The organism is Massilia sp. 2TAF26 (genome assembly GCF_052115005.1).
Classification (GTDB): Bacteria; Pseudomonadota; Gammaproteobacteria; order Burkholderiales; family Burkholderiaceae_D; genus Telluria.
In genome coordinates, this window is the sequence record NZ_JBFRFV010000004.1 from 145,292 (window position 1) to 160,517 (window position 15,226).

At 68.1% G+C, this 15,226-nt stretch carries 13 protein-coding genes; 9 read left to right on the forward strand and 4 right to left on the reverse strand.

The genetic code is table 11. From position 1 onward, the window contains the following. Positions 1-56: 56 nt before the first annotated feature. From AB4Z32_RS05840 to AB4Z32_RS05855, 4 genes are all read left to right on the forward strand, one after another. A complete protein-coding gene (locus AB4Z32_RS05840; protein WP_441934977.1) occupies positions 57-1,604 on the forward strand; it encodes a CYTH and CHAD domain-containing protein in 1,548 nt (515 codons plus the stop codon). A gap of 217 nt (positions 1,605-1,821) precedes the next feature. Next, positions 1,822-2,658, forward strand: a complete 837-nt coding sequence (locus tag AB4Z32_RS05845; protein WP_441934978.1) for an alpha/beta fold hydrolase — start codon at positions 1,822-1,824, stop codon at positions 2,656-2,658. A gap of 72 nt (positions 2,659-2,730) precedes the next feature. Further along, a complete protein-coding gene (locus AB4Z32_RS05850; protein ID WP_441934979.1) occupies positions 2,731-4,425 on the forward strand; it encodes an acid phosphatase in 1,695 nt (564 codons plus the stop codon). 117 nt (positions 4,426-4,542) lie between these two features. Beyond that, positions 4,543-5,346 carry a DUF4142 domain-containing protein gene (locus tag AB4Z32_RS05855; protein WP_441934980.1) on the forward strand — a complete coding sequence of 268 codons (804 nt, stop codon included), beginning with the start codon at positions 4,543-4,545 and terminating at the stop codon, positions 5,344-5,346. A gap of 93 nt (positions 5,347-5,439) precedes the next feature. On the opposite strand, the gene AB4Z32_RS05860 is transcribed toward AB4Z32_RS05855, so the two are convergent. The 3 genes from AB4Z32_RS05860 to AB4Z32_RS05870 form a co-directional block, all read right to left on the reverse strand. Beyond that, positions 5,440-6,243, reverse strand: a complete 804-nt coding sequence (locus AB4Z32_RS05860; RefSeq protein WP_441934981.1) for an alpha/beta fold hydrolase — start codon at positions 6,241-6,243, stop codon at positions 5,440-5,442. Positions 6,244-6,315: 72 nt separating this feature from the next. Beyond that, positions 6,316-6,903 (reverse strand): FMN-binding negative transcriptional regulator, encoded by a 588-nt coding sequence (locus AB4Z32_RS05865; protein WP_441934982.1) that lies wholly within the window; start codon positions 6,901-6,903, stop codon positions 6,316-6,318. Next, positions 6,903-7,364, reverse strand: coding sequence for an OsmC family protein (locus AB4Z32_RS05870; RefSeq protein ID WP_441934983.1), 462 nt, complete (start codon positions 7,362-7,364; stop codon positions 6,903-6,905). Before AB4Z32_RS05870 ends, AB4Z32_RS05865 begins: the two co-directional genes overlap by 1 nt. Positions 7,365-7,445: 81 nt before the next feature. Between AB4Z32_RS05870 and pdxR the strand changes: the two genes are divergently transcribed. Beyond that, on the forward strand, positions 7,446-8,924 hold the full coding sequence (gene pdxR / locus AB4Z32_RS05875) for a MocR-like pyridoxine biosynthesis transcription factor PdxR (protein ID WP_441934984.1): 1,479 nt from the start codon (positions 7,446-7,448) through the stop codon (positions 8,922-8,924). 112 nt (positions 8,925-9,036) lie between these two features. Here pdxR and AB4Z32_RS05880 read toward each other — a convergent pair whose 3' ends face one another. Further along, positions 9,037-10,248, reverse strand: a complete 1,212-nt coding sequence (locus AB4Z32_RS05880; protein ID WP_441934985.1) for a hypothetical protein — start codon at positions 10,246-10,248, stop codon at positions 9,037-9,039. A gap of 159 nt (positions 10,249-10,407) precedes the next feature. Here AB4Z32_RS05880 and AB4Z32_RS05885 point away from each other — a divergent pair, with 159 nt between their 5' ends. The 4 genes from AB4Z32_RS05885 to AB4Z32_RS05900 all read left to right on the forward strand — a co-directional run bounded on the left by AB4Z32_RS05885 (position 10,408) and on the right by AB4Z32_RS05900 (position 15,169). Then, positions 10,408-10,989 carry a DNA-3-methyladenine glycosylase I gene (locus AB4Z32_RS05885; RefSeq protein ID WP_441934986.1) on the forward strand — a complete coding sequence of 194 codons (582 nt, stop codon included), beginning with the start codon at positions 10,408-10,410 and terminating at the stop codon, positions 10,987-10,989. 2 nt (positions 10,990-10,991) lie between these two features. Continuing rightward, positions 10,992-12,698: an FAD-dependent 5-carboxymethylaminomethyl-2-thiouridine(34) oxidoreductase MnmC gene (gene mnmC, locus AB4Z32_RS05890; RefSeq protein ID WP_441934987.1), complete on the forward strand. Its 1,707-nt coding sequence runs from the start codon at positions 10,992-10,994 to the stop codon at positions 12,696-12,698. Between the two features lie 72 nt (positions 12,699-12,770). Further along, positions 12,771-13,502 carry a sensor histidine kinase gene (locus AB4Z32_RS05895; RefSeq protein ID WP_441934988.1) on the forward strand — a complete coding sequence of 244 codons (732 nt, stop codon included), beginning with the start codon at positions 12,771-12,773 and terminating at the stop codon, positions 13,500-13,502. Then, positions 13,499-15,169, forward strand: a complete 1,671-nt coding sequence (locus AB4Z32_RS05900) for a tetratricopeptide repeat protein (RefSeq protein ID WP_441934989.1) — start codon at positions 13,499-13,501, stop codon at positions 15,167-15,169. Before AB4Z32_RS05895 ends, AB4Z32_RS05900 begins: the two co-directional genes overlap by 4 nt. Positions 15,170-15,226: the final 57 nt, after the last annotated feature.

A 15,226-nucleotide genomic window follows, 5' to 3' on the forward strand; every position in this document is an offset into this window, starting at 1 on the left:
CGGTGTGCCCGTCTCGCACCGAAAGCGCTACAGTAACGCTGTCAGGAGGACAAACGATGGAATGCGAAATCAAGCTGGCCCTCGATAACGCCAGCGTCAGCCAGGTCAGGAAGATCCCGCTGCTGCGCCCCCGGGGCGGCAACAAGCCGGAAGAGCGCGAACACGTCGACCGCTATTTCGACACCGCCGACTTCACCCTGTGGCAGCACGGTTTCGCACTGCGGGTGCGCAGCGAGGGTACGCGCCACGTGCAGACGCTGAAGGGCGGCGGCACGGTGGTCGCCGGCCTGCACCGGCGCGTCGAGCTGGAAGCCGAGGTGCCGTCGGCCGAGCCGGACCGCGAGCTGTTCGCGCGCCAGCTGCGCGACGCCGTGCCGGCCCTGGCCAAACAGCTCGGCCGGCATGAGCTGGCGCTCGAACCGGTGTTCGTCAACAAGGTCAAGCGCGCCGCCTGGTTGCTGGAACTGGACGATGGCGTGCAGGTCGAATGCGCCCTCGATACCGGCGAGCTGCAGCGCGGCGACCGTACGGTGCCGGTGCGCGAACTGGAACTCGAAATGAAGGAGGGCGACCCCGCGCGCCTGTACGACCTGGCGCGCCAGGTGCACGAGGCGGTGCCGGTGCGGATCGAGAACGTCAGCAAGGCCGAGCGCGGCTATGCGCTGGCTGGCGGCGTGACGCCGCACGCCGTGAAGGCGAGCGCGGTGGCGCTCAGGCGCAAGGCCAGCCTGGGCGAGGCCTTGGGCGGCATCCTGCAGAACTGCCTGGCGCAGATGCAGGCCAACGAGCAAGGCCTGCTGGCGGGCGAGGTCGAGAGCCTGCACCAGATGCGCGTCGGCCTGCGCCGCCTGCGCGCGGCGATGGCGATGGTGAAGGACATGGTGCAGCTGCCGGCGCCGCTGGCGGCCGACGTCGAATGGCTGGCGGGCGAACTGGGCGACGCCCGCAACTGGGACGTCTTCATCGAATCGCTGCTGCCCGGCCTGCCGCTGCCGGAAGAACACAAGCCGGCGCTGGCGCGGGTCGCGGTGGCGGCGCGCGAAGAGGCGGAGCGGCATCGCGCCCGCGTGCGCGCGGCGGTCGGCAGCCCGCGCTATACGGGCCTGATGCTGGGGCTGGGCGCGTGGATTGCCGGTCAGGGATGGAAGCAAAGCGGGCGCCAGGCCGATCCGCGCCCCGGGGATGCGCCGGCCGATGCGCTGGAACAGAAGGTGAGCAAGGCCGCGCCGCGCCTGGTGCAGCATGCCGCCGCGCGCGTGCGCAAGCGTGCCCGCGTGATCGACCTGAAGCACCCGGAAACCCTGCACAAGGTGCGCATCGCCGCCAAGAAGGAGCGCTATGCGCGCGAGTTCTTCGAAGCGCTCAGCCACGGCAGGAAGGAAGTGCGCCGCCACGATCTGCTGTCCGACATGCAGGATGAGCTGGGGCTGCTGAACGATGGCGTGGTCGCGCGCGAACTGGTCGCCCAGTTGCGCGAACGGGTGCCGCAGGAGATTGCGCTGCTCGGCTTCATCGAAGGCGTGCTGGCCGAGCGCGCCGTGGAAAACCTGCCGCGCGCCGGCAAGCACGTGCGCCGCAAGCTGCGCGCGCGGGCGGGCTTCTGAGACGATACGTTGAATTGGTGCCGGTATATTTCCCGACCGCCGGCGCCGGTAGGGCGGCAGGGCCGCCGTGCTCTTTTCCCAGGAGCGATGCGTATTCTGGCCCTGGAATGTGACAGGCGTTTGACGCAATCGACCTCCCGGTCTTCATGCGTGATGAATTGACGTCTTGCAACCCGCGTCTTACATTCGACAGAATTCTTGCGCGAAAGGATCGTCGATGAAGACACTGCTGGCCGGCTTGCTTTTCACCCTGTCGCTGCATGCCGTGGCCGCCGAAGCGCCGGGCGAACAGTTCGCCCAGGTCGGCCCCAACCGCCTGGCCTGGGAATGCCGCGGCGAAGGCGGCAAGACGGTGGTGCTGATCGCCGGCATGGGACTCGATGCCCACGCGACTTACAAGAATACCTTCCGCAATTTCTCGGTGCCGGGTTACCGGGTCTGCCTGTACGACCGCGCCGGCGTCGGCAAGAGCACGCCGCAGAACGCGCCCCGGCCCATGCGCGCGCTCACGGACGAGCTCGACGGCCTGATCCGCGAGCGCGGCTGGCGCGACGTGGTGCTGGTCGCCCACTCCTTCGGCGGCATGATCGCCCGCGCTTATGTGCAGGCGCATCCGGATACCGTCAAGGGCATCGTCTTCGTCGACAGCGTGCACGAATCCTGGTACCCGGCCATGAAGCGGACGATGTCGCCGGACGGCTGGCGCATCATGGACATGGTCATCAGCTGGGAACGGGACAAGAATTCCCACGAAGATTACGTCGAGGCGATACAGGCCCTGGCCGGCGCCCGCACGCTGGACCTGCCGGTGACGGTGCTCAGCCGCGGCCTGCCGTACACGAATATCCGGCAGGCGAAGATGAGCTACGACGACGTCGACGCCTTCAACACGACCTGGGACGCCGCCCAGTTCGAGCTGGCGAAAGTGTCTACCGACACCCGCCACATGCGCATGCGCTACACGGCCCATCTGTTCGACGAACAGGACCCCTGGCTGGTGCTCGACGAGATCGGCCTGCTGCTGAAACGTGTCGAGGCACGCGCGCGTCAATAGTCGGTATTGCCGCTGAGATCTTTTCCACCTGGCAAAAAACGCCCATAATCGGTGTTTTTGCGGGCCGACCCGATGCCCGTCCAGGAGAGAACCGTGCAAGAAAAGCATCACGACCACGAGCAGCCGGAAGCCGGCCAGCCCGCCAATCCTTCGCGCCGCAAGATCTTCCAGGCGGCGGCTGCGGTCGGCCTGTCGACCACCCTGCCGGCCGCCAGCGAAGCGGCCACGAAAACGGCGAAGGCCCACAAGCCCGTCAAGGGCTCGCTCGACGCCAAGCTGAAGGAACACGTCAAGAACGTGGTGGTGATCTATCTCGAGAACCGCAGCTTCAACAACCTGTTCGCCGATTTCCCCGGCCTGGCCCAGCCCCTCGCCAGCCTGCCCGCGTCCGCCACCGCGCAGAAGGACCGCGACGGCTCGGTGCTGCCGGAACTGCCGAAGATCTGGGGCGGCATGGTGCCGGCGCGCCAGAACCTGGGCGGCAAGGATTACATCATCAAGGAAGACGATATCCAGCACCTGCCCAACGCGCCGTTCGCACTCGCCGACGCGCAAGGCAAGCCGCTGCCGGAAGGGCTGGTCACGCGCGATCTGACCCACCAGTTCTATCACAACCAGATGCAGATCAACGGCGGCAAGAACGACGGTTTCGTCGCCTGGGGCGACAGCGGCGCGATGGTGATGGGCCATTACGGCGAGACCTCGAAGAACCTGGGCCTGGTTCAGATTGCGCGCGAGTTCACGCTGTGCGACAACTTCTTCATGGCGGCCTTCGGCGGTTCCTACCTGAACCACCAGTTCCTGATCAGCGGCCGCACGCCGGAATTCTTCAACGCCGCCGAGACCCCGGCGAAGAAGAAGATCGCGGTGCTCGAAGACGGTCCGCAGGGCATGCGCCTGGCGGTGGCGCCGGACTCGCCGAAGTCGGCTTTGGACGGCAAGCCGAAATTCGTCAACCATGGCGCCATCACGCCGGACGGCTATGCGGTCAACACCATGGCCCCGCCTTACCAGCCGAGCTGGGTGCGTCCGGCGCCGGGCGGCGATGCGAACGCGGCCGACCCGATGGATGCTTCGGTGCTGCCGCCGCAAAGCTACGACACGATCGGCGACCTGCTGTCCCGGCGTTCCATCAGCTGGGCCTGGTACGGCGGCGCCTGGCAGGCGGCGCTGGACGGCCGCGGCGAAGGTTCGCGCCCGAACTTCCAGCACCATCATCAGCCCTTCAATTACTTCAAGCAATTTGCGCCAGGTACGGCCGCGCGCGAACAACACCTGCGCGACGGCGGCCTGGGCGACAGCCCGATATCGAACAAGTTCATCGCCGACGCGGTGGCCGGCCGCCTGCCTGCCGTGGCCTTCTACAAGCCGCAGGGCAACCTGAACCTGCATGCCGGCTACTCGGACATCGAATCGGGCGACGCCCACGTCGCCAACGTGATCGAGCACCTCAAGAAATCGCCGCAGTGGAACAATATGGTGGTGGTCATCACCTTCGACGAGAACGGCGGCTGGTGGGACCACGTGGCGCCGCCCAAGGGCGACCGCTGGGGCCCGGGTTCGCGCATTCCGGCCATCGTCGTCTCGCCGTTCGCGAAGAAGGGCGCCGTCGATCACAACTTCTACGACACGACCTCGGTCCTGCGCTTCATCTCCCGCCTGCACGGCCTGCCACTGCTGGAAGGCCTGGCCGCACGCAACGCCGCCTTCGAGTCGCGCGGGGCGCGTCCGCCGGGCGACCTGACGGCGGCGCTCAGCTTCCGCTGATCGCAAATTTCCTATGGGCTAACGCGCGCTGTGCGGTAAAGCACGGCGATACACTTTGTGCCACCGTTGTCATTTGAACACGGGTCAAACTTCACCATAAGAGATCAGGAGAACGACATGCACAAGAATAAAACCTTGAAGGGACTGCTGGCCGTGTCGGCAGTGGCAGCCATGTTCGGCGCAGTTGGCGTCCACGCCCAGACCTCGGTCGGCTCCAGCCCGTCCCAGACCGGCACCAGCTCCACCAATCCCAACCAGGCCGGCAAGACGACCAAGGAAGGGACGATGGACAACAGCAACAGCACCGGCATGGAAAACCGCGCCAAGCAGTCGACCAAGAGCATGGGCAGCTCGAGCAGCTCGACCTCGAAGTCGTCCGGCATGCATTCCTCGGGTTCCAGCAGCAGCGGCATGAGCGCGTCGGGCGCCAGCGGCGCCGCAGGTGCGACGGCTTCGGGCGCCAAACTGAGCGCAGGCGACACGAAGATCCTCAAGGACATCGCGATGGCCGACATGGCCGAAGTCGCGGGCGGCAAGCTGGCCCAGAGCAAGGGCCAGAGCAGCGAAGTGAAAGCCTTCGGCCAGCAGATGATCGACGATCACACCGCCAACCTGAACGAAGTGAAAACCCTGGCCGACGCCCGCGGCGTGACCCTGCCGAGCGAACCGGACGCCAAGCACAAGGCCATGGCCGCCAAGCTGGAAAAGATGAGCGGCGCCGACTTCGACAAGGCCTACATGAAGCAGGCCGGGGTGCAGGACCACAAGACCGTCCACGCCAAGCTGATGGCCGACGCCAAGAAGGCCAAGGATGCGGAAGTGAAGGCCCTGGTCGAGAAGACCGAACCGGTGGTGGCGCAGCATTTGAAGTCGGCTGAGCAGATGAATACGGCTAAGACGGGTACGACTGCTGGGAAGTAATCTTCACAAACGTCGCCCCATAGCTTGTGAACATCGTCCCCGCCTTCGCGGGGACGATGTTTTTAGGCGCCGGGCAGGCTCGCATTCACATCGTCAGCGCAGGGTCTGCGCGAGGAAGGCGTCGATCGCGCGCGAACTCTCGGTGGGCGCGCTCATGTGCGGGCAATGGCCGACGTTGCGGATCACGCGCAGGGTGCTGGCCGGCAGGTGGCGATGCAGCCAGTCGCCGACCACGCTCGGTGCGATCAGGTCGTCGCTGCATTGCAGGATCAGGGCCGGCACCGTCGAGCGCGGGACGTCGGCGCGGTGGTCCGAGAGGAAGGTGACGCGGCCGAAGTGGCGGGCGATCGCGGGATCGTTGCGGCAGAAGCGCTCGGTGAGTTCGTCGCGCAGCTGCGGCTGGTTGGGCGCGCCCATGATCATCGGCGCCACGCTGCGCGACCAGCCGAGGTAGTTGGCGTCCATGGTTTCGAGCAGCTCGTCGATGTCGGAGCGGCTGAAGCCGCCCACGTAGTCGCCGTCGTTGATGAAGCAGGGCGAGGGCCCGACCATGACCTGGGCGGCAAAGCGCTGCGGCGCGGCGATCGCGGCCAGCATGCCGATGGTGGCGCCGACCGAATGCCCGACGATCACCACCGGTCCGCCGGCGACGCTGTCGACAATCTCCAGCAGGTCGGCGGCGTGGCCGTGCAGGCTGCCGTACTTGCTGCGGTCGTAGGCGGAAAGCTCGGACTGGCCGCAGCCGGTCAGATCGTAGGTGACCACGCGGAAGCGGTCCTCGTAGGCCGGCGCCAGGAAGCGCCACATGGTCTGGTCGCAGCCGTAGCCGTGGATGAACACCATGGTGGAGGCGCCTTTGCCGGAGACATGGACATGATTGCGGCTTTGTATGGACATGGACTCTTCGCTCCCAGGTGCATCCCATTGTGCGCTGCAATCCGCCGCAATGTCCAGTGAAGATTGGGATGTTCAGGGCGCCATGCCGGTCGCATGGGCGATGCGCATGCGCTCCTCTTCGCCGCGGTTCTGGCTGGCTTTCCACTTGCCCTGCAGGCCGTCGATGACGATCTCGATGCCGACCGTCGCCCGCACCAGCTTGTCGATATAGTCGCGCGGCGCATCGTCGACGGCCCAGCCGCGGCCTTGCCGGTGCTCCTGGCGCTGCGTCATGCGGCGCATGTGGGCCAGCAGCCATTCGGTGTCGTCGATGGTGCGCAGCCGCCCGTGCGCATGCACGACCGCGTAGTTCCAGGTCGGGACCACGCGTCCGTCGATGGCCTTCGCATCGTAGAGTTCGGGCGAGACGTAGCCGGATGCTCCCTGGAAGATCGCCAGCACCGGCGCGCCGTCCTGGCGCCACAGCGGGTTCGCGCGCGCCACGTGGGCGCGCAGGATGCCGCGGGGCGCTTCGCCGGATGCCGGCACCAGCTCGAAGGGGATGTGGTCGGCGGCCAGGCCATCCTCGCCGAGGCGCACCAGGGCGCCCAGCGGATGGGCGTCGATCAGGCCGTGCAGGACCTCGATGCGCTCTTCGCGGAAGTGGGAAGGCAGGTACATCAGCCTTCTCCCTCGACCACGACCTCGCCGCGCAGCGAGCTGGCGATGTAGCAGCGGGCGTGCGCCTCGTGGTGCAGGGCGGCCAGCACGGCGGCATCCGGCGGCCCGCCGGCGAAGGCGATGCGCGGGCGCAGCACGATGCGGGTCATTGCCAGCCGGCCCAGCTCGTCGCTGCCGAGGAAGCCGGTGGCATCGTCGCGGTAGCTGTCGACCACCAGGCTGCGCGCTGCCGCCAGCGACAGGAAGAACAGCATGTGGCAGCTGCTGGCGGCGGCCACCAGCGCCTCTTCCGGATCGACCGCGGCCGCATCGGACATCGGCAGCGGCACAGACAAAGGCGAGGACGAGGCAGGCACCGACAGGCCGCCGTCGAAGGTCCAGGTATGCGCGCGGCTGTAGCGCTGGTCGGTGAAGGCCTGGGCGCCGCGTTCCCAGGACAGGCTGGCGTCGAATGTTTTCATGCCTCCATCTTAGGATGGCAAGTGGCTTGCCGAAATAACCAATAAGGACGAAGATGGGCGTACCAATTTTGTGAGATGCCCATGCACGTCCACGCCATCCTCGCCGCCATTCCGCTCGAGCGCGATGCGGCCACGCCGCTGTTCCGCCAGCTGTATCTGCGGATGAAGGAAGCGATCCTGTCCGGCGCGGTACAGCCCACGGTGCGGCTGCCCGCCACCCGCGAACTGGGCCGGCTATTGAAGGTCTCGCGCCAGACCGTGCTGGCCGCCTACGAGCAGCTGATGGCCGAGGGCTACCTGGAAGGGGCGGTGGGGAAGGGAACGTTCGTGAGCGCCTCGCTGCCGGCGGCGGCACGCCGGAGCGCGCCGCCGGACGCCGCGCCGCCGCTGGTGCGGCCGCTGTCCGCGCGCGGCGAAGCGATGGCCTCGGCGATGGCGCGCGTACGCCACCACGACGGGCCCTTGCGCACCTTCCGCATGAGCATGCCGGGCCTGGACCTGTTCCCCTTCGAGGTCTGGCGCAAGCTCGAGGCGCGCCACTGGCGCCGCCGCGAAGTCCCGCTGGGCTATGGCGGCGCGGCCGGCCATCCGCCGCTGCGCGAACTGCTGTGCGCCTACCTGAAAGCCTCGCGCGGGGTGCGCTGCATGCCGGAGCAGATCGTCATCACCAACGGTTCGCAGCAGGCCCTGTATCTGCTGGCCCAGCTGCTGCTGGCGCCGGGCGAGGGCGTCTGGCTGGAGTCGCCCGGCTACCAGGGCGCGCTGGCGCCGTTCGCGGTGGCCGGCGCGAAGATCTGCCCGGTGCCGGTCGATGCCGAAGGCATGGACGTCGCCTACGCCGCGGCCCGCTATCCGGATGCGCGCATGGCCTTCGCCACTCCCTCGCACCAGCTGCCGCTGGGCGCCACCATGAGCCTGGCGCGGCGCCTGGAGCTGCTGCGCTGGGCCGAGGCCAAGCGCGCCTGGATCGTCGAGGACGACTACGACAGCGAGTACCGCTATACCGGCCCGCCGCTGGCCTCGCTGCAGGGCCTCGACCGCGCGAACTGCGTGATCTACGTCGGCACCCTGTCGAAAGTGCTGTTTCCGGGACTGCGCCTGGGCTACGTGGTGGCGCCGCCGGCGCTGGCGGCGCCGCTGGCGCGCGCCAAGGCGGTGGTCGACCGCCACAGCCCCATCGTGCCGCAGGCGGTGCTGGCCGACTTCATCCAGGAAGGACACTTCGCGCGCCATATCCGGCGCACCCGCGATGCCTACGGCGAGCGGCGCATCGCCATGCTGGAGGCGCTGGACAGCCGCATGCGGGGGCTACTGGCCTGCGGTCCGTCGGATGCCGGCCTGGATTTGTGCGTGGGACTCATGAATGGTCTCGGCGAGGAGGAAGCCGTCGCCCGCGCATCCGCCGCCGGGGTCGATGTGCGGTCCCTGTCCTACTACGTGAACCCGGCCGCCGGCCCGGACTGCGCGGTGCCGCCGGGGATGCTGCTGGGCTTTTCGGCCTTCACGCCGGCCCAGATCCGCGCCGGGGTGAGGCGGCTGGAGCAGGCACTGTCCGCCTGATCATTGGTGGGGTGACGATGGCGGCACTGGCGCTGTGTGCGCTGCTGGCCATACTGGCGCTGGTGGCGATTGCGTGGGCGGGCTTGCCTTTGTTACTGGTAAGCGGCTGCGCCTAGCGTGAACGGCGGTGCAGGCGGCGCTGCAGGAAAAGGGCAGCGCCGGCCATGCCGCTCAGCCACAGGCTGCCCGGCTCGGGCAAGGGATGGTCCTTGGGCGGATTGTCGCGGCCCGGCAGTGGATTGGAACCCGGATCGGGACGTGGATCGGTAACCGGATCGGGACCCGGGGGCGGCGCGGCCGGCTTGCCGCCGGAGCCGCCCGTGCCGCCTCCGCCGCCGCCGCTGCCCGCGCTTTCGCCATCGGAACCGGCCGGCGCCGTATCGCCGGTGTTGTGACTGCCGAGACCCCCGGTCGCGATGCCGCCGCCGCTGGTCGATCCGCCGGACGTGTTCCCCGCGCCGCCGTTCGCCGCGCCGCCGTTGCCGCCGTTCGGTGTCCTGCCGCCGAGGCCGGAAGCCGAATTCGCCAGCATGGCGAGCATGGTATTCCTGCGCCCGGTATCGGCCAGGGAATCGAGATAGCCCGCGCCGCCGCCGGCGACGCCGGCCTGGTCGAAGCGGGCCTGCGCCTGGGCGGCTGTCAGCAGGCCGGCCCCGTTCGCGAAGGATTGCGCCACGAAGGACTGGCCTTCACCCCCGTCCTCGTCCGGATCGAAGGCGATCTCGCGCAGCGCGCCGTCCCCGGCCGCCTGGGCTTGCTCGACCGGGGTGTCGAGTTCCTGCTCGGACGGGCCCTTGACCTCGACCGGCAGCTGGGGCGTGTCCGAAATGCGGTTGCCGCAGCGCGCGCGGATATCGCTCCGGCCGTCGGACAGCACGGCCTCGCCCTCGGCCAGCATCACCTTCTTCGCGGTCCAGTACACCTGGTCGCCCTTGCGGTAGGACACGTACACGGCGCGCGCCTTCGGCACCGTGCGCAGCTCCGCCTTGTCGGTGTCGAATCCCGCGTAATGCGCGGCCACGGTCTTGTCGGCGAGGACGGCGCGAGCCAGCTCGGTGCGGCTGGTCACGCCGCCGGGGACGATCGAATACGGATACACATGCCGCGCCGGTGCCGGCGCGGCCTGGGCGGCAACGCGCAACGGCGCCGGCGCCGCCTGCACGGCCGGCGTGAGCGCTGCCGCGCGGCGCTGCTCCGGATGCGCGTCCTGTTGCAACAGGACGAGCGCGCAGCCGGCGGCAGCCAGCGTGGCCGCCACGGCCAGCCGCTTCTGCAGGCGCGCCTGCTTCATGGTTTGCCGCAGGTAGGCTCGACGGCTGTGCATGTCCGGACGTTAAAGTAGGAGAGATCCTACAGGGTAACTGTTTGCAATTAACAATTCCATATTCTTTAAGAAATTCCTGTTTCAATGTAGACATTTTGATACAAGCAGGCGCCGGCAGCTTCCCATTCATCGAGCGTCCGCCGGGTTTATACTTCCGATATGGATACCACCCGCTGCACCTGGGCCAATATGGCCAATCCGCGCTACATCGCCTATCACGATCACGAGTGGGGCGTGCCCTGCCATGACGAGACCACGCTGTTCGAGATGCTGAATCTCGAAGGGGCGCAGGCCGGCCTGTCCTGGGAGACGATCCTGAACAAGCGCGACAGCTACCGCAGCGCCTTCGACGGCTGGGACGCCGCCAAGATCGCCCGCTACGACGACGCCAAGGTGGCCGAGCTGCTGGCCAATCCCGGCATCGTGCGCAACCGCCTGAAGGTCGCGGCCGCCATCAACAATGCGAAGGCCTACCTGGCCATGCGCGAGCAGGGGCTGACGCTCGACCGCTACCTGTGGACCTTCGTCGACCATCAAGCGATCGTCAACGACTGGCCGGACGGCGCACGGCCGGCGCGCACCGAACTGTCCGACCGCATTTCGAAGGACCTCGGCAAGCGCGGCTTCAAGTTCGTCGGCTCGACCATCGTCTACGCCTACATGCAGGGAATCGGCATGGTGGACGACCACGACCGCGGCTGCATGTGCCGCCAACGCAGCGGGGCCCACGGCAGGAGCTGAACATGGACTACCGGGATGCATGGTGCACCCAGGCGCACTATACGGTCTTCGACAGCGACTATGGCGACGGCGCCTCGTTCCGGGTGCTCGCCGACGTCTGGCGCACCGATCCGCACCGCTCGCCGCACCTGCACGTGATCGCCCTGTGCACGCAATCCGAGCCCGACTGCCTGCTGCCGGGCTTCCACCGCATTCCCCAGCCCGAGCCCGGCCTGACGCTGGACCTGCTGAATGCCCCCATCGATACGGCCCTCGGCCAGCTGGCGGCGCGGGTCGACCTGTTCCGCCTGCACGGCATCGAGAACGCCGGCGCGGAGTTTGCGCGCGCGCTGGCGCGGGTGGCCGCGCCCCAGGCCCGCCTGCTGGGCCAGGGTCTGACGGCTGAGCAGGTGGCCGCGCTGGAAGTCCAGGGCTTCGTGTTCGAGCCCTGCAGCGAAGCGGACCGGCTGGCCGGCAAGCAGAAGGCGCGCTTCGCCAGCCGCAAGCCGCGGCCGCCGCAGCCGCCGGCGCCGGAGCGGCGCGCCATCGTGCTCGGCGCCGGCATCGCCGGCTCCGCCGCCTGCGAGCGCCTGTGCGCGCGCGGCTGGGAAGTGACCCTGGTCGAGCGCCACGAGAAGCCCGCCATGGAAGCCTCCGGCAACCGCGCCGGCATCTTCATGCCGCTGGTCTCGCGCGACGACAACATCCCGACCCGCCTGACCCGCGCCGCCTACCTGTACGCGCTGCGCCACTGGGAGCGCCTGGGCGGCATCGGTCCCGGCCGCAGCATCGAAGGCGATGCCTGCGGCGTGCTGCAGCTGGCGCGCGATCCCGGCCACGCCGAGGTGCAGCGCGCCATCGCCGCCAGCGGCGCGTTGCCGGCCGGCTTTGCCGAATGGCTCGAGCAGCCGCAGGCCGAGGCCCTGCTGGGCTTGCCCGCACCGGATGGCGGCTGGCTGTTCCGCCAGGGCGGCTGGGCCCGGCCCGGCAGCGTCTGCGAAGCCATGCTGGCGGCCTGCGGCGGACGGCTGCAGCAGCGCTTTGGCGTCGGCAGCGTGCGCATTGCCCGCGAGGACGGGCACTGGCTGGTGCATGACGAGCAGGGCGCATTGGTGGCGCGCGCGCCCAACCTGATCCTGGCCAACGGCGCCGGCGCGATCCAGCTTCCGCATGCGGCGCCGCTGCCGCTGACGACCATGCGCGGCCAGGTCAGCCACCTGCCGGCGGACATGCTGCCGGCCCTGCCGGTGGTGCTGTGCCGCGAAGCCTACCTGACCCCGCCGTCGAACGGCGTCGTCAGCGCCGGCGCCACCTACGACCTCGACGACAATCCCGAACTCTCGCCCGCCAGCCACGAGGAAAACCTGGAACGCCTGCGCGGCCTGCTGTCCGATCCGCAGGCGGCGCAGGGCGCGCCGCTGCAGGGCCGGGTCGGCTTCCGCTGCATCGCCCCGGACCGCCTGCCGCTGGTCGGCCGCGTGCCGGACTTCGACGCGGCCGGCAGTACCGAACGCCTGCGCGACGTGCCGCGCCACCCCGGCCTGTACGCGCTGCTGGGCTATGCCTCGCGCGGCCTGATCTGGGCCGGCTGGGCCGCCGAGCTGCTCGCCGCCCAGCTCGAAGGCGAGCCCCTGCCGCTGGAATCGGCGCTGGTCGACGCCCTCGATCCGGCCCGTTTCGTGTTGCGCGCGCGCCGCACCAGCCGGGGGCCACAGGCCGAGGAGAGTTGATTTCCTGTAAGTAATTACACCGACTAAAGGTATAATTAACGTCCAGCAACATTTCACATCTGAAAGGTTGAGATGGACGACCTGACGGCAGACCACCCGACCCCCGCGCCCGACTCGCACGACCTGTTCCTGTTCCTTGCATCGACCGCGCACGACATGAAGAACTCGATCAGCGTCCTGTCCGGCACGCTGGAGCGCCTGCTCGTCGACGCGTCCCCCAAGACGGAATCGGCCTATCCGCAGATGGCGCACATGCTGTACCAGACCAAGCGCCTGAACGACAACCTGATGCAGTTGCTGGCGCTGTACAAGCAGGTCGGCAAGCCGGAATACCCCTTCGACGTGCAGCCGCTCGCGCTCGGCCAGCTGGTCGAGCAGGTGGTGGCGATCGAGCGCGTGCTGCTGAAGTCGCGCGGCATCCGGCTGGAACTCGACTATGACCCGGCCCTGATCTGGCACTTCGACGAAGACCTGGTGGTCGGCGTGCTCTCGCATGCGATCAACAACGCCATCCACTACACCTGCGACACCGTGCGCCTGGCGATCCGCGAGCTGGACGGCTGGCTCGAACTGCGCGTCGAGGACAATGGCCCCGGCTACCCGCCGGCCCTGCTGAAAGCCGGCGCGATCGCGACCCGCGAGCAGGGCAGCGGGGTCAACTTCCTGACCAACAGCGCCGGCCTGGGCCTGTATTTTTCCAGCGAAGTCGCGAAGATGCATCGCCACCGCGGCCGCAGCGGCAGCCTGCGCCTGGAGAACGGCGGGGCCTATGGCGGCGGCTGCTTCATCCTGAGACTGCCATGAACCTCGCGAATCCGGGCGTTGCCGCCGCCGCGGCCGACCAGATCGACTGGGCCGACAAGAACTACCTGGTGGTCGACGACTTCGTCGGCGTGCGCCAGCTGCTGCGCGAGAGCCTGCGCAGCCTGGGCGCGAAGAACATCGACCAGGCCTCGAGCGGCGGCGAGGCGATGGGCCTGCTGTCGCGCATCCGCTACGACGTGGTGCTGTGCGATTACAACCTCGGCGAAGGCAAGAACGGCCAGCAGGTATTGGAAGAAGCTCGGGTGCGCAACCTGATCAACCCGAGCACTGTGTGGCTGATGGTGTCGGCCGAGAAGAGCGTGGAATCGGTGATGGGCGCGGCCGAGCACCAGCCGGACGCCTACCTGATCAAGCCGATCACCGAGGGTGTGCTGCTGACCCGCCTGAACCGCGTGTGGCACAAGAAGCAGGTGTTCCGCATGATCGACCAGGCGTATGCGGAAAAGGATTATTTGCGCGCGGCCAGGCTGTGCGACGCCCAGATCGGGAACGACAAGATCCACGCCCTCGACCTGCTGCGCATGAAGGCCAGGCTGATGGAAAAGAGCGGCCAGCCGGCCAAGGCGCGCGAAGTCTACGAACAGGTGCTGGAACAGCGCGAATACCAGTGGGCGCGCGCCGGCCTAGCCAAGATCCGCATGGCGAACGGCGAGTTCGAGCAGGCGCGCCAGATGTTCCAGAGCGTGATCGCGGAAAACCGCTACTACATCGACGCCTACGACCAGCTGGCCGCGTCCTACCAGAACATGGGCAAGGCGGAGGAAGCCTGCGCGATCCTGGAGCGCGCCGCCAGGCTGTCGCCGAACTCGGTGCCGCGCCAGCGCAACCTGGGGAATATCGCGCTCAAGCTGGGCAATGTGCAGATGGCCGAGAAGGCCTTCCGCAAGTGCATCGCGATCGGCGAGTACTCGATCATGAAGACGCCGGACGCCTACCTTGGCCTGGCGCGCGTGTGCGGCCAGAAGAACGATCCGAAGGAAGCCCTGCAGCTACTGCAGGCGGCCCAGCGCGAATTCGGCCACGAGCATCCGGACATGCTGCTGCGCACGAAGATCACCGAAGGCCTGGTCTATCACGAGAGCGGCGACTACCGGCGCGCGCGCAAGGCCGGCGACGAGCTCGAAGAGATGCTGAAGCAGAGCGCCGAACGCCCCGACACCGCCACCTGCCTGGAACTGGCGACCCTGCTGTTCGCGGTGGGCGTGAAGGATGCGCCGGCCGAGCTGCTGTGCTACGTGATCCGCAATAACCACGACAACCCGTTGCTGCTGGACGAAGTGCAGGCGATCTTCGAGAAGGCGCGCATGGGCGAAGAGGGCCTGGACCTGATCCGCAGCTCGAAGAAGGAAGCGGCGGACCTGATGAACCAGGGCGTGCTGCTATGGAAGACCGGCAAGCTGGCCGAAGCGGTGGAATGGATGCGCAACGCGCGCAAGGCGGTGCCGAACAACCAGCGGATCCTGTTCAACGCGGCCCAGATCATGCTGTCGCACATGCAGCAGCACGGCTACGACGACAAGCTGTCCGCCGAAGCCTACGAGGTGCTGCACCACGTCGACCACCTGCTGCCGGGGCAGCAGCGCTTCGCGCAGCTGATGGAGCAGCTGGCGCAGTTGCAGCCGCAGCCGGCGGAGGAAGCTGCGTGAAACCAGCGTTACGTTAGCGCTCGCGTGGGCACGGCGTGCCTGCGCCGGCCGCGCCCA